Below are 21,758 nucleotides of genomic sequence, written 5' to 3' on the forward strand. Positions count from 1 at the left end.
GCGATCTTATGGCCACGGGCTATGCGACGGCTGGCAGTTAGACTGTCGGCATGGCACGTACTGGCAACGGCGACGACCCGATCGCCGATCGCAGCGAGAAGGACACCGTCCCCAATCCGGTGTGGTTCCTGCCGGTGATGGTCGGCCTCATGGTGATCGGCCTGGTCTGGGTGCTCGTCTTCTACCTCAGCGGCACGAATCTCCCGATCCCGGGCATCGGGGCGTGGAACCTCGCGATCGGCTTCGCCATCGCCTTCATCGGGTTCCTGATGACCACGCGCTGGCGCTAATTACACCGGTGTTATTCGTCCACACGTGTGAATAACCCTGTGGATAACTTTCGTCCTCGTCACGCGTAGAGCACGGGCGGCAGCGCGAAAAGCCCGACCAGCACCACGGTGAGGGCGACCATCAGGCCGACCTGCAATCGGCGTTGGCTCCGGGCACGCGTCCGGGCGTAGATGAGCCCCACCGCAGCCCCCACGATCAGTCCGCCCAGGTGCGATTGCCACGAGATCTGGATGGACGCGAGGGCACTGCCGAACGAGCCCGTCCCGACCGCGGAGACGAGCGCGAGAACGAACGGCAGCGCGAAGTTCACGGCGATGAGGATCGCGATAACCCTGATGTTGGCGCCGATGTGGCGGCCGATGACCAGCAGCGCGCCGAACAGACCGAAGATCGCCCCGGATGCTCCGACCACCGCCACGTTGGGAGCCAGAAGGGCGACCGCGAGTGACCCCCCGGCAGCGCTCAGCAGGTAGAGCAGGAGGAAGCGGGCGGCGCCCAGGAGAGGCTCCAGGCTGCGGCCGATGAACCACAGCGCCAGCATGTTGAGACCGACGTGCCAGAACCCGTCATGGACGAGCGCGACCGTCAGCACGCGCCACGGCTGGAAGTACCCGCTCACCTGTGGATAGAGCGCCGGCGCGAAGAACGACAGGAAGCCGTCCACGACGCCGCCGACGCCCGGAATGAGCGTCACGACGTACACGAATGCCGTGAGGGCGATGATCGAGTAGGTCACCACCGGGCGACCGGACCCAGCCGTCATCGCGACCGGTCGCGACCAGCGTCGCTCCGCCTTGCGCTGCGCGGGCGTCGCCGCGGCGCGCTGATCGGCCAGGCACTCCGGGCAGATGACCCCGACCGCGGCCTGCGTCTGACACTCCGCGCAGATGGTGCGCAGACACCGCTGGCAGAGCACGAAGCTCTGCCGATCTGGATGCCGATAGCAGAAGTTGTCGCGGTTGCGGTGGAATTCGTCCGTGGTCACCGCCGGGATCCTCGAGTCAGGCCGGGACGACGTCGATCGAGGAGATGACCACCGGCTCGATCGGGCGGTCGCCCGCAGCCGTCGGCACCGCGGCGATCGCATCCACGACGGCGCGGGACGCATCGTCGGCGACCTCACCGAAGATCGTGTGCTTGCCCTGGAGCCACGGCGTCGGGTCGGTGGTGATGAAGAACTGCGAGCCGTTGGTGCCCTCGAGGTCGCCGGTGATGGCATTGCGCCGCATCCCGGCATTGGCCATCGCCAGCTTGTACGGGGCGTTGAAGTCGAGCTCGGGGCTGATCTCGTCGTTGAAGTTGTAGCCCGGTCCGCCCACACCCTGACCCAGCGGGTCGCCGCCCTGGATCATGAAGCCCGGGATGATGCGGTGGAAGATGACGTCCGAGTACAGCGGCCCTTCGCCGGGCTGACCGGTGGCGGGATGCGTCCACGCCTGCGACCCATCGGAGAGCCCGATGAAGTTCTGCACGGTGCGGGGGGCCTGGTCCCCGAACAAATTGACGACGATGTCGCCCTGGTTGGTGTGGATGGTGGCGACGGCGCTATGGGAAGGCATGGGTACATTCTCGCAGAGTTATCTGCAAGCCCCTCCGTCCGGCGGAGGCCGCGTCTGGCAAGATGGGCGGATACGTCCCCATCGATCGGGAGGGCACCACCGTGAGCGTCAGCCGCAAGCGTAAGAAAGAACTCCGCAAGCTCCAAGAGCAGGCGACCAAGCTGTGGGAATCGCAGCAGGTCCTGCTGGGCCAGAGCGCGAACGTCGCCCGCGAGGCCGGGCGCCAGATCAGCCACTACGGCCGCGAGCAGGTCGTCCCCGCCGTGCAGCAGAGCTACGGCAGGTACGCGGCGCCGTACGTCGGCAAGAGCGTCCAGTTGTCCCGGCACCTGCTGACCGACACGGTGGTACCCGCCGCCGGCGCCGTCGTCGGATCGGCCATGTCGGTGTGGGATGCCGCGAACGACACCCGCACGCGTCTGTCCTCAGGACACGGCCTGGCGCTGCCCGACCCGAAGACCTACGCGAAGAAGGCCGACAAGTACAGCCAGCGGGCCACCAAGGCGATGTCGGCCAAGTTCGCCCCGCCGAAGCGCTCCGGTATCGGTGCCGGGGGTGTCGTCGCCATCGTGCTCGGCGTCGCTGCCGCCGCCGGCGTCGTGTACGCCGCCTGGCAGACGCTGCGCGCCGACGACGAGCTCTGGGTCGCGGACGACCCGCTGCGCGCGCCGGACGCGTGAGCGAAGACCCCACCGCCCGGGTACGTGCCGCCGCCGCCGAGCGGGGGCTCGAGATCGAGGTCATCGAGCGCCCCCCGGCGTCGGGGCTCGCCGAAGCGGCGGGACTCCTGGGCGTCACTCCCCGCGACATCGTGAAGACCCTGGTGGTCAAACGGTCCGACGACACGTACCTCTTCGCGCTCGTCCCTGGCGATCGGGCGATCTCGTGGCCGAAACTCCGCGCGGTCGTCGGCGTGAACCGGTTGCAGCTTCCCGACCCCGAGCGGGCACTGGCGGCCACGGGCTACGAGCGGGGCACCATCGTTCCCATCGGCAGTACGACGGACTGGCCGGTCTACGCCGATGAGCGGATCGTGGGGCGCCGCATCGGCATGGGGGCGGGCGCCCACGGCTACAGTCTCTTCGTGCAGGCCGACGCCCTCATCGCGGCCTACGGCGCCACAGTGGCCGACATCACCGGAGACGCCCCCGCCGGCTGACGCGCGATCAGTCGATCAGGCCCGCCATGCGCAGTCCGATATCGACCAGTTTCACGCGGGGAAGCGCCGTGATCTGCGGGAGCGAGAACCACGCCGCGCGGTCGGTGGACCCGCCGATCTCCGATTGCAGTCGCCCGCCCGTCACGTGCGCGCGGTAGACGATCCGCAGCGTATGCAGGGGGCCCGTAGCGTCGTCGGCGATCCGGTCGGCGGCTGGAATGACCCGCGAGTGCACCCCGAGCAGGTCCTCGACGGTGACACGGAAGCCCGTCTCCTCCCGCACCTCTCGGCGGGCGGCGTGTTCGGGGTCCTCGCCCGGCTCGAGCCCGCCCCCGGGGAGCGTCCACGCCGGGTGACGCCCCTCGTTCCAATGCGCGAGCAGCACCCGGCCCTCCGCATCCGCGATCACGGCGTACGCGGCGACCCTCATGTCCATAAGGCGAAAGCCTAGAGCTGGGCGGTGCCGCCCAGCCACCTCAGACGGCGGCGGACAACGCCGCGGAGCGGAAACGAGCCCCCGGGTGCGTCTCCGGGAGGCGGGTGTGTCCCTCACCGAACAGGTGCTCGCGAAGCGTGGTCCCGGGGAGCTCGTCCTTCAGCAGTCCACGCCGCCGCAACTCCGGCATCACGTGGCGGAAGAACATGTCGTGCGACCCGTCGACTTCCGGCTGAACCAGGAAGCCGTCGGCTCCGGTCTCCTCGATCATCGCCACAGCCTGGTCTACCGCCTCCTCCGCGGTGCCGAGGAACGGCGTGCCCATGACGCCGTTGGCGCGGAACTCCTCCAGGATCTCCCGCACCGTCGGAGCGTCCGGCCCGAGGAAGCGCTCGATGTTGGTGCGCCCGTTGTCGCTGTCGGCGGCGCTGGCGGGGATCGGCTTGTCACGGTCCAGGGAGAGAAGGTCCACCCCCGTGAAGTACGCGTACATGGTCGCAGCCTGGTCGAGGGTGATCCGATCGATCTGCTCCTGATGCTCGGCGCGTGCGGCCTCGCGGGATTCGGCGATGCGGAACGTGCCGGCGATCAGGCACTTCACCGCCTCCCGCCCGCGCCCGTTCTCCTCGGCACGGCGACGGATGTCCTCGATCTGCGCAGCGAGCGCCTTGGACTCCGCCGCGAGGAAGACGGCCTCGGCATACTTCGCGGCGAGCGCCCGGCCGGCCTCGGACGCCCCGGCCTGGAACAGGGTGGGGGTGACCTGCGGGCTCGGCGGCGTGACGAGCACACCCTTCGCTGAGAAGTAGGGGCCGTCGTGAACGATCTCGTGCACCTTGTCCGGGTCTGCCCACGTGCCGCTCGTCCCGTCCTTGATGAGCGCGTCGTCGTCCCAGCATCCCTCCCAGAACTTCAGCGACAGCTCGACGTGGTCATCGGCACGGGCGTAACGCTCGTCATGCGGGATCAGCGGCTCACCGAACAGCAGGGCGGATCCCGCCTGGGCGGAACCCGTCACGATGTTCCACCCGATGCGGCCTTGCGAAAGGTGGTCGAGGGTCCGGTACTGACGCGTGACGACGGGCGGTTTCTCCACGGTCGTCGACACGGTGGTGACCAGGCCCAGCTTCTCCGTCACCGCCGCCATCGCCGACATCAGCATCTGCGAATCGACGCTCGAGAATTGCACGTTCTTCTCGATGGCGGTGGGGACGATGCCGCCGTGAAGGGTGGGATAGCCGTAGGAGTCGGCGAGGAAGAGAAAGTCGGCGCCGGCCTCCTCGCACGCGCGGGCGAGGTCCGTCCAGTAGCTGAGATCCGTGAAATTCCGCTCGTGCTCCCGGCCGGGGATGCGCCAGGTGCCGCGCACCCCTCCGCCTTGGAACATACCGATGCTCAGCTTCTTGGTCACGGCTTCTCCTCTCGGGGTGGGTATGGCGCGTCAGACGAACGCGGGGACGGATCGGAAGGCGGCGCCGGGATGCGTGGGAGCAAGGTGCGGGTCGTCGGTGCCGGACAGCCGCTCTCGCAGTGTCATCGCGGGGGCATCGGTTCGCACGTGCCCGCGCGAACGCAGCTCCGGCATGACCAGGTCGAGGAACGTGTCGAACCCGCCGGTGTGGTCGGGCTGCACGGCGAAGCCATCGGCACCGGTGGCGGCCAGAACCTCTTCCGCCTGGTCGACCACGGAGGCCGGGTCTCCGACCAGCGGAGCCCCCATGACGCTGTTCCGTTGGAACTCCTCCAGGATCTGCCGCACCGTGGGGGCGTTCGGACCGAGGAAGCGTTCGACGTTGGTCCGCCCGGTCTGAGTGTGCACGGCGGCGGGGTCCATCGGCTTGTCCGGGTCCATGGTGGACAGATCCAGACCCGTGAAGAACGCGTACGAGGCCGCGGCATCGTCGAGCGACACGGCGGCCCGCCGGCGCGTCTGGAGCTCGTGCGCCTCCTGGGTGGTCTCGGCGACGACGAACGTGCCGGCGGCGATGAACTTGATCGCCATCGGATCGCGCCCGTATGCCTCCGCCCGACGACGGATGTCGGCGACCTGGGCGGCGAGGGCAGGCACCTCTGCCGCCAGGAACACCCCTTCGGCATACCGGGCCGCCAGGTCGCGACCGGGTTCTGATGCTCCGGCCTGGAAGAGGGTGGGCGTGCGCTGCGGCCCGGGCGGCACGTTCAAGATCCCCTGGGCGGAGAAGTGCGGCCCGGAATGCTCGATCTCGCGGACCTTCGACGGGTCGGCATAGATGCCCGCCGCCCGGTCCAGGACCACGGCGTCATCGTCCCAGCATCCCTCCCACAGCCGCAGCGACAGTTCGACGTGGTCGGCGGCGATCTCGTACCGCAGGTCGTGATCGGTGAGCGGAATGCCGAACAGGCGCGCCGATGCGTTCTGTCCTGCCCCGGTGACGACGTTCCATCCGATCCGGCCGCGGGTGAGGTGGTCCAGGGTCGCCATCTTCCGGGCGACCATCGGCGGCATCTCCACGGTGGTGGACAGCGTCGTGACGAAACCCAGACGCTCGGTGACCGCGGCCATCGCGGGCAGGATGACGGTGGGGTCGGCCTTGGGGATCTGCACGCCGCTGCGAATGGCGGCGGCCGGGATCGCGTCGTTGACCACGGGATACCCGTAGTCGTCGGCGAAGAAGATGAAGTCCACTCCTGCCTCTTCCAGGCGGCGCGCCATCGTCAACCAGTGGTTCATGTCGAGGAAATCCGGCGAGGTGTTCTCCGGCAGCTTCCACCCGCCCATCAGTGCCGCGCACTGGAACATTCCGATCTTCCACGGCTCCGACATGAGCGCTCCCAAAAGTAGGTGAACCAACGATGAACTGAACAGTTCACACCCTAGGGAGGGTTTGTTTCCCCCGTGTCACACGCAGAAGAAAGAGCGGTGACCGCGGTCAGCCGCGCTGGCTCGCGACCGCGACGACCTGGAGGCGGTCGATCATGCCGCGCACCGCGAAGGAGTACGTCGCCGTCAGCTCCTCGGGGTCGGCCCCGGACAGGAGGAGGAGCTGGAGCCCGCGCCACAGCGCGACGACCTCAAGTCCGGCCAGTCTGCTCGCATCCGCGTCGTAGCCTTCCGACCGCATGATCGCGGAGACCTGATCCGACCACATGGAGCCTTGACGACCGAGGAAGACATCCCATTTTCCGGTCTCCCGCATCGCGATGCCGAAGCGTTGGAAGTAGAGGCGGAGCCACGGGTGGTTCGCCGGATCCGAGAGGTCGCGCCAGGCCTGCACGAGTCGTGCCTCGAGGTCCCCGGGCCGCGCCAGGCGGTCGAAGAGAGCGTGCAGCCGCGGGAACTGCTCGAAGGCACACGTCGACGCCTCATCCAGCAGCTCCTGCTTCGAGCCGAAGTAGTAGAGGAGCATCCGGTTGTTCGAACCGATCTTGCGGGCCAGCGCGCTGAGACTGAGGTCGATGAGCCCCTCGCGGAGGATGAGGTCGACGGTCAGCCCCAACAGTCGGTCTCGTTCCGAGGGCGCGTCCACGCGCCCCATCCTAAGGTGCGCCTCTCCGGGTGGGCCTCAGGTGCGGACCCGGCCGAGGACCGGGTGATCGACACCGAGCCGGTCGCCCGGGCGCCCGGTGAGCCGCTCCCGGAGGGAGTTGCCGGGGCGCCCCTCCCGAACGCGTCCTCGCTCGGCAAGGATCGGAATGACGAGTCGCCCGAAGTCCGCCAGATCGTGCGGGGGGAAGACCGGCTCGATGAGGAACCCGTCCAGGCCGGTCTGCGCGGCCAGCGCCTCGATGCCGTCGGCGACCTGCGTCGGGTCGCCGGTGAGGCGGAACCCACGGGTACCACGCCCGCGCAGTTCGTCGAGGATCTCCCGGACGGTGGGCGCATCCTCGCCGAGGAACCGCTCGATGTTGCTCGTGCCCATCTGCCCGACCAGCCCGCCCTCGTCGAGCACCTGCTGCAACGTCCGGTCGGGGTCGAGCGCGAGAAGGTCGATGCCGGTGTTCCCGGCGTAGAGGGTCGCCACCACGTCGTCACTCTGCATTCCGTCGAACTGCGTCTCGAGCGCGCGGGCCTCCTCCTCCGTCTCGGCGACGAAGACCGTGAGCCCGGCCATGAGGATGATCGACTCGGGCTCCCGCCCCGCCTCTGCCGTGAGACGACGGATGTCGGCGACGGCGGCAGCGGTCCGCGCCGGAGTGGTGCCCTGCACGAACACGCACTCCGCGTGGCCGGCGGCGAAGGCGCGTCCCGCCGGAGAGGTGCCGGCCTGGAAGAGCACGGGCGTCCGCTGCGGCGACGGCGGCGCGGCGAAATACCCGCGGGTGCGGTAGTGCGCGCCCTCGAAGACGATGCGGTGCACGCCGTCCCGGCGGGCGAACAAGCCGCTCTCACGATCGGCGACGAGAGCGTCGTCGTCCCAGCCCTCCTCCCAGAGGCGCGAGGCGAGCTCGACGTACTCCGCCGCCATCGCGTACCGGGTGTCGTGCGGAACGATCGCGTCGTGGCCGAACACCTCGGCGACGGCGTTCTGCGAGGCACCCGTGACGATGTTCCAGCCGATGCGCCCGCCGGTGAGGTGGTCGAGTGTGGTGAACCGCCGGGCGAGGGCGGCGGGGTGGTCTACGCCCGTCGTCTGGGTGACGACGAAGCCCAGGCGGTCGGTGTGCTGGGCGAGCAGGGGGAGGATGTAGTCGGGGTCGAGCCCGGAGAAGTTGATTCCCTTGGCCACCGACACGTCCGACAGGTCGCCGTCGATCACCGGGTATCCGTACCCGCCGGCGAAGAAGAGGAAGTCGAAGCCGGCGTCTTCGATCACGCGCGCCATCCGGATCCAGTGCTGCGGGTCGAGGTAGTCGATGCTGTCGCTGAGCGGATGCGGCCAGCTGTAGGTGCCACCCACCTGCGGGCCCATCACCTCGAAGACGCCGAAGCGCAGCGTCTTCCCGGTCATGCGAGCCACGCGTCGATGCGCGCCTTTGCCGCCGCCTTCACGTCGGCGGGAGCGCTCGTGGTCTCGATCGAGGTCCAGGCGCACGCGGCGAGCTGCTGGTCGGTCAACCCGAGGACGGTGCGGCACAGCTCGTACTCGGCGAGGATGTCGGGGCCGAAGATGATCGGGTCATCGGCGTTGATCGAGCACCGCACCCCCGCTTCCAGCAAACGCGGCAGCGGGTGGTTCCGGATGTCCTCCACGACGTCGAGCAGGTGGTTGGAGGTGGGGCACACGTCCAGGGGGATGCCGCGCTCAGCGAGCGCCGCCACGAGCGTCGGGTCTTCGATCGCCCGCACGCCGTGCTGGACCCTGGTCGCACCGAGCACGTCAATGGCCTCCCACACCGATTCCGGCCCGACCAGCTCACCGGCGTGCGGCGTCACGTGCAGGCCGGCCTCTCGCCCGATGGCGAACGCGTCGGCGAAGTCGGCGCACGGGAAACCGCGTTCGTCGGCGGCGAGTCCGAGAGACACCACGCCGCGACCGGCCATCTGCGCGGCAGCCTCGGCGACGACGATGGACCGGTCATAGCCTGCGGTGCGGTCGATCGTGGCCATCAGGCCGAACGAGATCCCGTAATGCTCCGCCGCCGCGCCGGCGAAGCCCGCCATCGCCTCCAGCGCCGCGACGTCGGAGCCGTAGAGCGGCGCGTAGAAGGTCGAACCGACTCCGAGCTCGACATAGACCACCCCCTGCGCCGCCTGATCCTGGAAGATCTGGTCGATGAGGAGACCGAGATGCTCGGCATCGCTCATCACGGTCAGGAGCGTGCGATACACCGTCGAGAACTCGGTGAACCCCGAGAAGATCGTCGTCTCCGGCACCGGGACATTCATGCGCGCCGCCAGCTCGATGAGAGTCGCCGGGCGCATGGCCGCCTCCATATGCAGGTGGAGGTGCCCTTTGGGAAGGGCGAGCAGGTCGCGGGTCGCGCCGGTCTCGGTCGGGCTGTCGGCGGTCATGGTCATGGCGCGGGCTCCTTGTCGGGGCAGTGGAGAGGAAGAGGGGAAGAGAGGTGGGGGGAAGAGGTGGGGGACGCGAGCGTCCCCCACCTCGTTCACTCGAGACTGGCGAGGGCCGCCTCGAGGTAGCTCATGTCGATGTACTCCTCCGGGTCCGGGATGCCGACGAATCCGGCGGCCTCCAAAGCGGGGTACATGGTGTCGCGCATGAGCTCGGCGTCCATCCAGAACAGCGGGTCGCCGTACTCCCCGACGACGAGGGGCTGCTGCAGCTCGTTCTCCCTCGTCTGCTGGACCAGGTCGAGGCCCAGGTCGGCGCCGTACTTCTCGACGGCGAGCGTCGCCCCGACGGCCGGGTCGTCACCGTTCTCCTCCCAGCCCCGCACGGACGCGCGCAGGAACTTCTCCATGAGGTCGCCGTTCTCCTCGACGTACGCGGAGTCGCCGAAGACGACGTTGCCGTACAGCGGCATCCCGAAATCGGCATAGAGGCTGACGACGTAATCGTCCTTGGACAGGCCGTACTGCTCCTCGAGCATGATCGGCTGGTTCGTCGCATACGCGGTGTACGCCACCCCCTGACCCTCGACGAGGGGCGCGATGTCGAACCCGACGGGGATGAACTCGTAGTCCGGCTCGAGGCCGGCGAGGGCGAAGATGGCGTCGTAGGTGATCTGCGTGCCCTCCTGCCCGAGCACGGTCTGCCCGACGAGGTCTTCGGCCGTCCGCACGGGGTGGTCCGCGAGGGAGACGATGGCCCCGGGGCTCTCCTGGAAGAGGGCGCCGATCGCCGTCCAGTCGTTACCCGCCTCGAAGCTCATCAGCCACGACTGCGTACCGGGGACGATCCCGAGGTCGGCGTCGCCGGCCGCCACGGTGGCCATGGTGGTCGGGGCGTTCGGGCCGCCGCCGATCCACTCGATCTCCAACCCCTCCTCCTCGTAGTAGCCCTTGTCGTCGGCGATCCAGAAGCCCGCCCACTCGACGTTGTTGATCCATCCCAGCGAGACACGGATGGTGGTGAGCTCCTCACCGTCCTCGCTGGTTCCGGCTCCGGCCGATCCGGCACAGCCGGCAAGGCCCAGCGCTGCCGTGAGGACGACCCCGACGACGGCTGCGCGTGCGCTCCGGCGTGTGGTGATGCGTGACATGGAACTCCTTTCAAGGGGTGGAACGACGGCTGCTCTCGGGTGAGGCGAGCCGCGCGCGAGGTCGCGCCCGGGGCGAGCGGGCACGAAGGTCTTCAGGTCACGCGGGCATCGACCCGGCGCTCCAGGACGCGCGCTAAGGCGAAGACGGTGACCGACACGATGGTCGCGACCACAGCCGTTCCCCACGCACGGTCCATCTCCATGTAGCTGCGGGCCTGGGAGAACAGGGCACCGAGTCCCTCGGTGCCCATCAGGAATTCGGCCAGCATGGCGGCGAGCACGGCGCTCGGGGCGGTGATCCGTACGGCGACCATGAGGCTGGGGAGCGCATGCAGCAGCCCGAGCCGCCCGAGCAGCTGCATCTTGTTCGCGCCGAGCACGCGGAACAGGTCGCGCCCGGCATCGGGGATCGACGCCAGGCCCGACAGGGTGAACACGAACGCGGGGAAGAAGCAGATGAGGGCGGTCGAGGTGAGCACTGCCGGGTCGCCGTATCCGACGATGCGGGCGATGATCGGGATCAGCGCGGTGATGGGCACGGAGCGGATGATGAGCGCCGTCGGGGTGACCACCCCGGACAGTGCCGCCGACCACCACACCGCGATGGCGCCGAAGAACCCGATGGCCGTGCCACCGACGAGCCCTCCCAGTGACATCAGAAGCGTGTAGCCCGTCGAGGGTGCGTACGCGTCGAAGTGGCCCACGATGTCGGCGATCACGCCCCACGGCCGCGGGGCGACGGTGGACGTGAAGCCGTTGAGCACGACCCACAGGTCCCACGCGATGAGAACCAGCGCGATCGGCCACAGGTGGAGGAGGCCCAGACCGAGCGAGCGCAGCCGGCTCATGCGAATCTCCTGACGGCCAAGCGTTGCAGGTACACGAAGACGAGGTAGGCCGCGAGCGACATGATCGTCGCCGCGAGGGCGGCGGACCACAGCAGAGCCATCTGGAAGTTCTGCATCGCACTGACCAGGAGGAGGCCCAGGCCCATGGGGGCGCCGAACCATTCGCCGATCGTGGCGCCGAGGATCGCGGCGGGGGCCGCGAGCGCGAGCCCGTCGAAGAACGCCGGCACGGCTCGGGGTACCTCCAGGCGTGCCAGTCGCTGCCAGCGGCTGGCACCGAAGACCGTGAAGACGTCCTGCTGTGCCGGTGGCACGTTCGCGAACCCCGACGTCATCGTGACGAACAGGACGAAGCCGACGCTCAGTGCGGCGATCACCATCGGAGTGTCGTCGCGACCGACGGTGGTGATGAGCAGCGGGGCGAGCGCGATGGTCGGCACGGCGTGAAGGATCGAGGCGAAGCGATCGAAACCCGACCGGAGGACCGGGATCACCAGGGCGAGGGCGGCACCGAGCACGGCCACCGTGACGCCGAGAAGGAAACCCTCCGCCGCGGCGGTGAGCGTCACGAGGCTGTTGCGCCACAACAGGCTCGCCCCGGCCGGCAGGCTCACGTACGCCAACACGTCGGTCAGCGGCGGCCACGCCCTGCCCAGCAGTCCGAACTGCCCGATCAGCTCTGCGCCCAGCACGAGGATGACCACGCCGCTGACGGCGTAGAGCACGCTCCGTGCGAGCGAAGGGGTCCTCGTCACGCGGCGGCTACGTTCGCGTCCAGCAGAGCGGTCAGCTCGTCCACGAGTTCATGGAAGTGCGGGCTCCGAGTGGTCGCGGCATCGCGGGGACGAGGGAAGTCGATGTTCTTCACCTCACGCACCTGTCCGGGGCGTCCGGTCATCACGAAGACGCGATCGGCCAGGATCAGGGCCTCGTCGACGTCATGCGTCACGAGAATCGTGGTGATCTGCTCCTCGCCCCAGATGCGTGCCAGTTCGGCATTCATGCGGCGGCGGGTGACGGCATCCAGCGCGCCGAACGGCTCGTCGAGCAGAAGGAGGTCGGGGCTGAGCGCCAGCGCACGCGCGATCGACACGCGTTGGCGCATGCCACCGGACAGCTGCTTGGGCCGCGCCTTCTCGAAGCCGGAGAGGCCGACGAGCTCGATGAGCCCATCCACGCGGGCATCGTCGACGGGGCGCCCGGCCACCTTGTACGGCAGGGCGATGTTGGCACGCACGGATGCCCACGGCAGCAGCGCGTGCTCTTGGAACGCGACCCCCAACCGGTGCTGGCGACTCAGCTGCTGCGGATCGGCGCCGAAGATCTCGACCTCGCCGCTGGTCGGAGTGTCCAGCCCCGCGGCCAGGCGCAGCACGGTCGATTTCCCGCACCCGGAGGGGCCGATGATGGCGACGAACTCGCCTTCCTTCACCTCGATGTCGATGGCGGCGAGCGCATGAACCGTACGCTTACGGCTGAGGCGGAAGACCTTGTCCGCCGCGCGGATGGAGACCGCCGTCCGCGCGGGGGTGGTGGACGGCGAAACCTCTACGCCTGCGGTGATCGCTGCGATGGACATCCGGGCTCCGTTTCGGTCGAGAGAACTCGTCCAGATCCCGGGGTACGGGTGGAGCGGATCGATGCCCGGGAAGTGAACCGATTAGTTCACATCGTAGGGACGGCCTGTTTCGTCCGGGTGTCGCGCCGATGCGGCGTCTGTTACACGTGGGAGAACGAAACCGGCGGAGCAACGATCCGCGGCAGACTGGCCGGTATGACGAGCCCTTCCTACCCGGTGGTGTCCGTGCTGCGGACCCGGCATACCGGGTATCTGCTGTTCACCTCCCTCCTCGGGCGGCTCCCCGGCGCGATGGCGGCTCTCGCGATCGTGCAGCTCGTCCGTTCGACGAGCGGGGATTTCGCTTTTGCCGGCCTGATCACGGCCGTCTACGTCGTCGCAGGCGCCGTCGGACAGCCGCTTCTCGGCAGGCTCATCGACCGGTTCGGCCAGGTCGCGGTCCTCGCCGTCAGCGGCATCCTGAGCTTTCTGGCGTTCACCGGGATGGCCTTGACGCTCGACCCGGCGCCGGTCGCGGCGGTTGTGCTTGCGGCGGCCGCGGGAATCTTCACCCCGCCGCTCGAGCCGGCGCTTCGTGCACTGTGGCCGCGGCTGGTGAGCCCCGGTCCCCCGCTGAAAGCAGCCTTCAGCTTGGACGCCGGCGCCCAGGAGATCATCTTCATCATCGGCCCCCTGCTGACCGTCGCCGGTATCGCCGTCTTCGGCCCGACCGGCAACCTGCTGTTCGCCGGCGGGCTCGGCCTGATCGGTGCCCTCGCCTTCATCATCAACCCCGCCCCACGAGCTGCCTCGATGAAGCGGCGCGGCGACGTCGCCGCACACAGCGGCGTCCCATCGCCCATCCTCATGCCCGCCGTTGCCCGGGTGGCGGCATTCACGTTCGGCATCGGCGTTCCCGTCGGAGCGCTCACGATCATTGCGACCGCCTCCGAGGAGGCTCGAGCCGAGGCCGGACTGGCCGGGTGGATTCTCGCCGTGAACGCCGCCGGCGCTCTGATCGGCGCAACCGTCGTCGGCATCCGACCGCTCGGCTCCACGCCCGAGCGTCTGCTCACCCTGTGCGGCATCGTTCTTGCTGCCGGATATCTCCCGCTCGCCGTCAGCGCGCTTCCGACGTGGGCCTACGTCGTCGCCGCGGGAATCTCGGGGCTGATGCTCCCTCCGACGCTGGGTCAGGTCTTCGAACGCATCTCGCAGCTCAGCCCGTCTGCTGCTCTCACCGAGGCGAACGCCTGGGTCGTCAGTGCCATGACTCTCGGAGTCGGCGCCGGTACGCTCGTGGCCGGCGTGATCGTCGGCGCGTCCGGCACATCGGCGGTGATGTGGATCGTTCTCGGTGCATCCGCGCTCACGGCGCTGCTGTCGCTGATCGCCCTGCCGAGCAGATCATCCTCGCTCGTCTCAGGAGACGCAGAACGCCTTGCATCCCGGGGTTTGTAGCGGAGTGGAGCCTAGCGGATTCGAACCGCTGACATCCTGCTTGCAAAGCAGGCGCTCTACCAACTGAGCTAAGGCCCCGGGACTGAGGGTGGGGCTACCAGGACTTGAACCTGGGACCTCTTCATTATCAGTGAAGCGCTCTAACCGCCTGAGCTATAGCCCCGAATCGTGACTGACGACATGTCGTCAACCTCGAAGACTTTACCGGATCACCCGGTGAAATCCGAATCGGTCAGTTCGAGGTGAATCCGACGAGAAGTCCGCCGGTCACCTTCACCGCGAGGTTGTAGATCCCCGCCACGACCGCGCCGAGCACGGTCACCACGACGAGGTTCAGGATGGCGACGATCGCGGCGAACGCCATCACCTGCGGCAGGCCGACGAACTCCCTGATCGACACGCCGCCGTCGGAGAAGCTCGTGAAGAACTCGTCGACGCGCTCGATGAGTCCCGTGGTCTGCACGACCATGAAGATCAGGAAGAACGACACCACCGTCACGATCGCCATGGCCACCGCGGCCAGGAAGGAGAGCTTGAGCGCCGACCAGAAGTCGATGTAGACCAGGCGCAGACGCACCTGCTTGGCACCGGTCTTATGGGTCGACTTCTTGGCGAGCTTGTCGGCTACCGTGCTCATGCGTCAGTACTCTCCTCGGGGCTGTCGGAGGCGGCGGATGCGGCCGCTTCGGGTGCGGCATCATCGGCGGCGAGAGCCTCCGGCGTTTCTGTCAGGCTCCGCTCGCTATTGCGGGCGATCGCGATGATGCGGTCGTCCTCTCCTGCTCGAGCGAACACGACCCCCATGGTGTCGCGACCCTTGGCAGGCACCTCGGCCACGGAGGAGCGTACCACCTTGCCGCTGGCAAGAACCACCAGGACCTCGTCCTCCTCGGAGACCATGAGACCGCCCGCGAGATCGCCGCGATCATCGCTCAGACGCGCGACTTTGATGCCCAGTCCGCCACGGCTCTGCCCGCGGTACTGGTCGACCGCCGTGCGCTTGGCGTACCCGCCCTCGGTCACGACGAAGACGTATCCGCCCTCACCCACGACCGATGCCGACAGGAGGCTGTCGTCGGCGCGGAAGGACATCCCCTTCACGCCTTCGGTGGAGCGGCCCATCGGGCGGAGGGAATCATCGGATGCGGTGAACCGCAGCGACATCCCGTGCCGGCTGATGAGCATGATCTCGTCACCGTCGTCGACGAGGAGGGCGCTGACGAGCTCGTCGCCTTCGCGCAGCTTGATCGCGATCACACCGCCCTGGCGGTTGGTGTCGTACTCCACGAGGCGCGTCTTCTTCACCAGACCGCCCCGCGTGGCGAGGGTGAGGTAGGTGGCCACCCCGTAGTCGCGGATGTCGAGGATCTGCGCGATCTCCTCGTCCGGCTGCAGGGCGAGGAGGTTGGCGACGTGCTGGCCCTTGGCATCCCGGCCGGCCTCGGGAACCTCGTAGGCCTTGGCACGGTAGACCCTGCCCTTGTTCGTGAAGAACAGGAGCCAGTGATGCGTGGTCGTGACGAAGAAGTGCTCCACCACGTCATCGGCGCGGAGCTGGGCGCCCTTGACGCCACGACCCCCACGGTGCTGAGAGCGGTAGTTGTCGCTGCGGGTGCGTTTGATGTACCCGTCCCGCGTGACCGTGACGACCATCTCCTCCTCGGGGATGAGGTCTTCCACGCTCATATCGCCGTCGTAGCCGGCGAGGATCTCCGTGCGGCGGTCATCGCCGAACTTGTCGACGATGACGGTGAGCTCATCGCGGATGATCCGCCGCTGGCGCGTCGGATCGCCGAGGATGTCGTTGTAGTCCGCGATGCGCGCCTCGAGGTCGGCGGCCTCGTCCATGATCTTCTGGCGCTCGAGGGCGGCGAGGCGCCGCAGCTGCATGTCGAGGATCGCCAGCGCCTGGACGTCGTCGATCTCCAGCAGGGTCTGCAGGCCGGCGTTGGCCTCCTGCACCGTGGGCGAGCGGCGGATGAGGGCGATGACCTCGTCGAGCGCATCGAGCGCCTTGAGGTAACCGCGCAGGATGTGCATGCGCTCTTCGGCCTTGCGGAGGCGATAGCGCGTGCGGCGGACGATGACCTCGACCTGGTGCTCGATCCACAGCGAGATGAACCCGTCGAGCGGGAGCGTCCGCGGCACGCCGTCGACGATCGCGAGCATGTTCGCGCCGAAGTTCTCCTGCAGCTGCGTGTGCTTGTACAGGTTGTTCAGCACGACCTTGGCCACAGCATCCCGCTTGAGCACGATCACGAGGCGCTGCCCGGTGCGGCCGGAGGACTCGTCGCGGATGTCGGCGATCCCGGTGATCTTGCCCTCGCGGGCGAGGTCGCTGATCTTCACCGCGACGTTGTCGGGGTTGACCTGGTACGGCAGCTCGGTGATGACCAGGCACGTCCGTCCCTGGACCTCCTCGACGTTGACGACCGCGCGCATCGTGATGGAGCCGCGCCCGGTGCGGTAGGCGTCCTTGATACCGCGGGTGCCGAGGATCTGCGCGTGTGTGGGGAAGTCGGGCCCGGGGATGCGGGCGGTCAGAGCCTCGAACAGCTCCTCGCGCGTCGCATCCGGGTGATCGAGAGCCCACACCGCGCCCGAGGCCACCTCACGGAGATTGTGGGGCGGGATGTTGGTGGCCATTCCCACCGCGATGCCCACCGAGCCGTTGACCAGGAGGTTCGGGAAACGCGAAGGCAGCACGACCGGCTCCTGCGTCTGCCCGTCGTAGTTGTCCTGGAAGTCGACGGTCTCCTCTTCGATGTCGCGCACCATCTCGAGCGCGAGCGGAGCCATCTTCGTCTCGGTGTAGCGCGGGGCAGCAGCGCCCTGGTTGCCGGGCGAGCCGAAGTTCCCCTGCCCGAGCGCGAGCGGGTAGCGCAGCGACCACGGCTGCACGAGGCGCACGAGGGCGTCGTAGATCGGCGCGTCACCGTGCGGGTGGTAGTGCCCCATGACCTCGCCGACGACGCGGGCGCACTTGGAGAACGACTTGTCGGGACGGAAGCCGCCGTCGTACATGCCGTAGATCACGCGGCGGTGGACGGGCTTCAGGCCGTCGCGCACATCGGGCAGCGCGCGCCCGACGATCACGCTCATCGCGTAGTCGAGGTAACTGCGCTGCATCTCCAGCTGCAGGTCGACTTGGTCGATCTTGCCGTGCTCGTGGGCCGGTGTGGCGGGGCGTTCTTCGTCAGCCATGTCTTCTCAGTTCTTCGTAAGGTCGGCGGCGAGCTCAGATGTCGAGGAAGCGCACGTCTTTCGCGTTGCGCTGGATGAATCCACGACGGGATTCGACGTCTTCACCCATGAGCACCGAGAAGATCTCATCGGCCGAGGCCGCATCATCGATCGTCACCTGGCGGAGGGTGCGGGTCTGGGGGTCCATCGTGGTCTCCCACAGCTCGTGATCGTTCATCTCACCGAGACCCTTGTACCGCTGGATGGCGTTGTCCTTCGGGATGCGCTTGCCCTCGGCCTGCCCGGCGACCAGCAGCGCGTCGCGCTCACGGTCGCTGTACGCGTACTCGTGGGCGTGATTGGACCACTTGATGCGGTACAGCGGCGGCTGGGCGAGGTAGACGTACCCGGCCTCGATGAGCCCGCGCATGTAGCGGAACAGCAGCGTGAGCAGCAGCGTCGTGATGTGCTGGCCGTCGACGTCGGCATCGGCCATCAGCACGATCTTGTGGTAGCGCGCCTTGCTGATGTCGAAGTCTTCGCCGATGCCCGTGCCGAAGGCCTGGATCATCGCCTGGACCTCTTTGTTGCCGAGGGCGCGGTCCAGCCGCGCGCGCTCGACGTTGAGGATCTTGCCGCGCAGCGCCAGGATCGCCTGCGTGTGCGGGTCGCGTCCCTGCACGGCCGAGCCGCCCGCCGAGTCACCCTCGACGAGGAAGATCTCGCTGATCGAGGGGTCTTTGCTCGTGCAGTCCTTGAGCTTGTCGGGCATGGCCGCCGACTCGAACACGCTCTTGCGTCGTGCGGTCTCGCGGGCCTTGCGGGCCGCGAGACGGGCGTTGGCCGCGTCGATCGCCTTGCGGATGATGTTCTTCGCCTGCGCCGGGTTGCGGCCGAACCAGTCGCCGAGCTGGTCTCCCACCACCTTCTGCACGAAAGCCTTCGCCTCGGTGTTGCCGAGCTTGGTCTTGGTCTGGCCCTCGAACTGCGGCTCGGAGAGCTTCACCGAGATCACGGCCGTGAGGCCCTCGCGGACATCCTCGCCCGTGAGGTTGTCGTCCTTCTCCTTCAGGAGGTTGTTGGCGCGCGCGTAGCGGTTGACCAGTGTGGTCAGCGCCGCGCGGAAGCCCTCCTCGTGCGTGCCACCCTCATGCGTGTTGATCGTGTTCGCGAACGTGAAGACGTTCTCGGTGTAACTCGTCGTCCACTGCATCGCCATCTCGAGCGCGATCTTGCGATCGGTGTCTTCGGTCTCGAAGTCGATGATCACGTCGTTGACGACATCGGAGCGACGGACCTTGTTCAAGTACTCGACGTAGTCGACGAGCCCGCGCTCGTAGAGGAACGTGTCATGCGGGTGGTGCGGGATCTCCTCGCCGGTTTCGCCGGCTTCGACGGAAATCGACTGCGGGCGCTCGTCGCGCAGCTCGATGCGCAGTCCCTTGTTGAGGAACGCCATCTGCTGGAAGCGGGTGCGCAGCGTCTCGTAATCGAAGTGGACGGTGTCGAAGATCGACTCGTCCGGCCAGAAGGTGATGGTCGTGCCGGTGACATCGCTCGGCTCGGCCTTCTCCAGGGGGGCCTGCGGGACACCGCCGTCGCGGTACGACTGCCGCCACACGAATCCCTGGCGCCGCACCTCCACGTCCAGGCGGGACGACAGCGCGTTGACGACGGAGGAGCCGACACCGTGGAGCCCGCCGGAGACCGCGTATCCGCCGCCGCCGAACTTCCCACCGGCGTGCAGCACGGTGAGGACGACTTCCACGGTGGACTTCCGCTCAGTGCGGTGCATGTCCACCGGGATGCCGCGGCCGTTGTCGACCACGCGCACGGCGCCGTCGGGCAGGATCGTCACCGTGATGGTGTCGCAGTACCCCGCGAGCGCCTCATCCACGGAGTTGTCGACGATCTCGTAGACGAGGTGGTGCAGACCGCGCTCACCGGTGGAGCCGATGTACATGCCGGGGCGCTTGCGCACCGCTTCCAGGCCCTCGAGCACCTGGATGTCGTCGGCCCCGTAGTCGTTCTGAACCTTGTCGGATGAGGATGCGGCTTCCTCGGGAACGCTCTCGGGGTTCACGGACGTCATAGGTTTCGCGTGCTCCACATGTGGTCGGGAAGGTGTTCTCCCAGTCTACCAACCAGAGGGCGTCTCAGATGCGTGTACGCCGCTGTGGCGCGATGAAATCTCTCGATCCAACCCTGAACGTGGGTCAGCCGTAGGTATCGCGCGGACCACGGCCTGGAATGGCTCTGGGACCCCATTTCCAGGAGGGAACGTCCGGCCCGATGAAGCGGATCGCATCGACCCCGGCCTCTGGGAAGCGGCGCATGATCTCGGAGAGCACCTGCGCGCGCATGAACTGGAGCTGCTTCGCCCATGCCGTCGAGTCCGCCTGCACCGTGAGGAGGCCGACATCCAGGGCCACGGGACGAGTGTGCCGCGCGGTCTCCTCACCGGCCACCTCCGCCCACGTGCGCGAGATGTCGGCGCGCGCGAGCTGAGGCTCCCATCCGGCATCCCGGGTCAGTGAGTCCAGGACGTCGCCGACGCCGTGCGGGTCTCGGCCCCGCATGAACGGCTGGCTCTCGTCGACCACCGACCGCGTCACGCGGCGCCGGCGATACTTCGATGGTTCCAGTCCGCGGAGACGCAGATATGTCGCGAGGGTCTCCGGCACCTCCGCCCCGACGGGCTCAGGCATCGACGTCCGCCAGGATGCGGCCGGCTTCTACGCGCACGATGCGCGCGCGCAGTCCGTCGGGAACGTCCTCCTCGACCGCCGAGGTGACGATGACCTGCTCGTAGCCGGCGGCGAGATCGGCCAGGCGTGCCCGCCTCCCCGCGTCGAGTTCGGCGAACACGTCGTCGAGGATGAGGACGGGGTCACCGAGCTGGGATTCGGCGCGCAGCAGCTCGGCCGAAGCCAGTCGGAGCGCGAGCGCCACCGACCAGGACTCGCCGTGCGATGCGTACCCCTTCACCGGCAGACCGCGCACCCGCAGGATCAGGTCGTCGCGGTGCGGGCCCACGAGGGTGAGCCCGCGTTCGAGTTCGGCCGAGCGCCGGGCCGCCAGGGCCGCGCGGAACTGCTCGGCGATCGACCCGGCGTCGGCGGCATCCGCGGCGTCCGAGTCGTCCTCCTCCGGATCGCCGCCCCGCACCGACAGAGCCCAATCCAGACGCGGCTCATGATCGGCCCCCGCGATCGCGGCATACGCGGCGGCCACGGGTGCGGAAAGATCTGCCGCGAGAGCCAGCCGCGCGCGGATGACCTCGGTACCGAGGGTGACGAGCTTGTCGTCCCACACGTCCAGGGTCGAGAGGGCATCGCCGCGCAGTCCGCGGGCGCGCGCCGACTTCAGCAGCGCGGTGCGCTGGCGGAGCACCCGGTCGTAATCGGCGAGGACCCCCGCGAGCCGGGGCGTGCGCTGGATGAGCAGCGCATCGGCGAACCGCCGCCGCCCCGACGGGTCGCCACGGACGATCTGCAGATCCTCGGGAGCGAACAGCACCACCTGCGCGTACCGCGGGAGCTCCGCCGTGCGAACAGGAGCGCCGTTGACCCGGGCTTTGTTCGACCCCGTGCGGTTCAGCTGCAGCTCCAGGAGCACCCGCCGCTCGCCGTGGGTGAGGCGCGCACGCACGATCGCCGCATCCGCCCCGTCGCGCACCATCGGGGCGTCCGCGGAGACCCGGTGCGACCCGAGCGTCGCGAAATAGGCGAGGGCCTCGACGAGATTCGTCTTGCCCTGCCCATTCCGGCCGACGAAGACGTTGGGTCCGGGATGCAGCGACACATCGGCGACCGCGTAATTACGGAAGTCGACGAGCCCGAGCTGCTCCACGATCATGCGACCACCCTAAGTCCGACCAGCGACGTCTTACCTGTGTCCATCCGTTCCCGGAGCTCGCCCCGGAAGCGGGTTGGGGGCTCGTCCCCCGGGCTCCGGGGTGTCCGGTTGTGAAGGACAGTCCCCTCTGCGGGCGCTTCGCGGCCGCATTCACCCCCACCCCCGGATGCCAACCTCCCCGACGGGACACCCCTGCGCCCTCTCGCACGGGACCCGATGCCAGTCTTCCCGACGGGACACCCCTACGCCCGTGCGGGTCCGTGCAGGGATCCACTCCCCGCCAGGCCCCCGGAGCGAGTTCGAACCGGAGCGACCCGGAACC

Annotated in this window: 21 protein-coding genes and 2 tRNA genes; 4 read left to right on the forward strand and 19 right to left on the reverse strand. The window is 68.3% G+C overall.

The window, feature by feature from the left end:
• Positions 1–50: 50 nt before the first annotated feature.
• Positions 51–290, forward strand: coding sequence for a cell division protein CrgA (locus AC2DFQ_RS12015; RefSeq protein WP_484534058.1), 240 nt, complete (start codon positions 51–53; stop codon positions 288–290).
• Between the two features lie 59 nt (positions 291–349).
• Here the strand turns inward: AC2DFQ_RS12015 and AC2DFQ_RS12020 are convergent, their stop codons facing one another.
• On the reverse strand, positions 350–1,276 hold the full coding sequence (locus tag AC2DFQ_RS12020; protein WP_484534059.1) for a rhomboid family intramembrane serine protease: 927 nt from the start codon (positions 1,274–1,276) through the stop codon (positions 350–352).
• 16 nt (positions 1,277–1,292) lie between these two features.
• Positions 1,293–1,850: a peptidylprolyl isomerase gene (locus tag AC2DFQ_RS12025; RefSeq protein WP_484510687.1), complete on the reverse strand. Its 558-nt coding sequence runs from the start codon at positions 1,848–1,850 to the stop codon at positions 1,293–1,295.
• Positions 1,851–1,951: 101 nt separating this feature from the next.
• On the opposite strand from AC2DFQ_RS12025, the gene AC2DFQ_RS12030 reads away from it, so the two are divergent.
• Positions 1,952–2,530, forward strand: a complete 579-nt coding sequence (locus tag AC2DFQ_RS12030) for a DNA helicase (protein WP_484534108.1) — start codon at positions 1,952–1,954, stop codon at positions 2,528–2,530.
• Positions 2,527–3,009: an aminoacyl-tRNA deacylase gene (locus tag AC2DFQ_RS12035; protein WP_484510686.1), complete on the forward strand. Its 483-nt coding sequence runs from the start codon at positions 2,527–2,529 to the stop codon at positions 3,007–3,009. The genes AC2DFQ_RS12030 and AC2DFQ_RS12035 overlap by 4 nt, the downstream gene beginning before the upstream one ends.
• A 7-nt stretch (positions 3,010–3,016) precedes the next feature.
• Here AC2DFQ_RS12035 and AC2DFQ_RS12040 read toward each other — a convergent pair whose 3' ends face one another.
• The 10 genes from AC2DFQ_RS12040 to AC2DFQ_RS12085 all read right to left on the reverse strand — a co-directional run bounded on the left by AC2DFQ_RS12040 (position 3,017) and on the right by AC2DFQ_RS12085 (position 12,955).
• Entirely contained in the window at positions 3,017–3,445 is a 429-nt protein-coding gene (locus AC2DFQ_RS12040; RefSeq protein WP_484534060.1) for an NUDIX hydrolase, read from the reverse strand.
• A 40-nt stretch (positions 3,446–3,485) separates the two neighbouring features.
• Positions 3,486–4,856 (reverse strand): NtaA/DmoA family FMN-dependent monooxygenase, encoded by a 1,371-nt coding sequence (locus tag AC2DFQ_RS12045; protein ID WP_484534061.1) that lies wholly within the window; start codon positions 4,854–4,856, stop codon positions 3,486–3,488.
• Positions 4,857–4,886: 30 nt separating this feature from the next.
• Positions 4,887–6,248, reverse strand: a complete 1,362-nt coding sequence (locus AC2DFQ_RS12050) for an NtaA/DmoA family FMN-dependent monooxygenase (protein WP_484534062.1) — start codon at positions 6,246–6,248, stop codon at positions 4,887–4,889.
• Between the two features lie 106 nt (positions 6,249–6,354).
• A complete protein-coding gene (locus AC2DFQ_RS12055; protein WP_484534063.1) occupies positions 6,355–6,951 on the reverse strand; it encodes a TetR/AcrR family transcriptional regulator in 597 nt (198 codons plus the stop codon).
• 36 nt (positions 6,952–6,987) lie between these two features.
• Positions 6,988–8,373 (reverse strand): NtaA/DmoA family FMN-dependent monooxygenase, encoded by a 1,386-nt coding sequence (locus AC2DFQ_RS12060; protein WP_484534064.1) that lies wholly within the window; start codon positions 8,371–8,373, stop codon positions 6,988–6,990.
• Positions 8,370–9,383: an adenosine deaminase gene (gene add, locus AC2DFQ_RS12065; protein WP_484534065.1), complete on the reverse strand. Its 1,014-nt coding sequence runs from the start codon at positions 9,381–9,383 to the stop codon at positions 8,370–8,372. The genes AC2DFQ_RS12060 and add overlap by 4 nt, the downstream gene beginning before the upstream one ends.
• 89 nt (positions 9,384–9,472) lie before the next feature.
• Positions 9,473–10,528, reverse strand: coding sequence for an ABC transporter substrate-binding protein (locus AC2DFQ_RS12070; RefSeq protein WP_484510679.1), 1,056 nt, complete (start codon positions 10,526–10,528; stop codon positions 9,473–9,475).
• A gap of 92 nt (positions 10,529–10,620) precedes the next feature.
• The gene (locus tag AC2DFQ_RS12075) at positions 10,621–11,376 is read right to left on the reverse strand and encodes an ABC transporter permease (protein ID WP_484510678.1); all 756 of its coding nucleotides are present in this window, start codon (positions 11,374–11,376) and stop codon (positions 10,621–10,623) included.
• A complete protein-coding gene (locus AC2DFQ_RS12080) occupies positions 11,373–12,131 on the reverse strand; it encodes an ABC transporter permease (protein WP_484510677.1) in 759 nt (252 codons plus the stop codon). Before AC2DFQ_RS12080 ends, AC2DFQ_RS12075 begins: the two co-directional genes overlap by 4 nt.
• Positions 12,128–12,955, reverse strand: a complete 828-nt coding sequence (locus AC2DFQ_RS12085; protein ID WP_484510676.1) for an ABC transporter ATP-binding protein — start codon at positions 12,953–12,955, stop codon at positions 12,128–12,130. Before AC2DFQ_RS12085 ends, AC2DFQ_RS12080 begins: the two co-directional genes overlap by 4 nt.
• Before the next feature lie 195 nt (positions 12,956–13,150).
• Between AC2DFQ_RS12085 and AC2DFQ_RS12090 the strand changes: the two genes are divergently transcribed.
• A complete protein-coding gene (locus tag AC2DFQ_RS12090) occupies positions 13,151–14,395 on the forward strand; it encodes an MFS transporter (protein WP_484534066.1) in 1,245 nt (414 codons plus the stop codon).
• A gap of 5 nt (positions 14,396–14,400) precedes the next feature.
• On the opposite strand, the gene AC2DFQ_RS12095 is transcribed toward AC2DFQ_RS12090, so the two are convergent.
• The 7 genes from AC2DFQ_RS12095 to recF all read right to left on the reverse strand — a co-directional run bounded on the left by AC2DFQ_RS12095 (position 14,401) and on the right by recF (position 21,436).
• Positions 14,401–14,473 (reverse strand) — tRNA-Ala (locus AC2DFQ_RS12095).
• 11 nt (positions 14,474–14,484) lie between these two features.
• Positions 14,485–14,558: transfer RNA gene (locus tag AC2DFQ_RS12100), tRNA-Ile, on the reverse strand.
• Positions 14,559–14,627: 69 nt separating this feature from the next.
• Positions 14,628–15,032 carry a DUF3566 domain-containing protein gene (locus AC2DFQ_RS12105; protein ID WP_484510674.1) on the reverse strand — a complete coding sequence of 135 codons (405 nt, stop codon included), beginning with the start codon at positions 15,030–15,032 and terminating at the stop codon, positions 14,628–14,630.
• Positions 15,029–17,599: a DNA gyrase subunit A gene (gyrA, locus tag AC2DFQ_RS12110; RefSeq protein ID WP_484510673.1), complete on the reverse strand. Its 2,571-nt coding sequence runs from the start codon at positions 17,597–17,599 to the stop codon at positions 15,029–15,031. The genes AC2DFQ_RS12105 and gyrA overlap by 4 nt, the downstream gene beginning before the upstream one ends.
• A 34-nt stretch (positions 17,600–17,633) precedes the next feature.
• Positions 17,634–19,670: a DNA topoisomerase (ATP-hydrolyzing) subunit B gene (gene gyrB / locus AC2DFQ_RS12115; protein ID WP_484534067.1), complete on the reverse strand. Its 2,037-nt coding sequence runs from the start codon at positions 19,668–19,670 to the stop codon at positions 17,634–17,636.
• Positions 19,671–19,794: 124 nt separating this feature from the next.
• Positions 19,795–20,286, reverse strand: coding sequence for a DciA family protein (locus tag AC2DFQ_RS12120; protein WP_484510671.1), 492 nt, complete (start codon positions 20,284–20,286; stop codon positions 19,795–19,797).
• Complete coding sequence (gene recF, locus AC2DFQ_RS12125) at positions 20,279–21,436, reverse strand: DNA replication/repair protein RecF (RefSeq protein ID WP_484510670.1); 1,158 nt, start codon at positions 21,434–21,436, stop codon at positions 20,279–20,281. Before recF ends, AC2DFQ_RS12120 begins: the two co-directional genes overlap by 8 nt.
• Positions 21,437–21,758 lie beyond the last annotated feature (322 nt).

The organism is Microbacterium sp. Z11_20 (assembly GCF_057197605.1).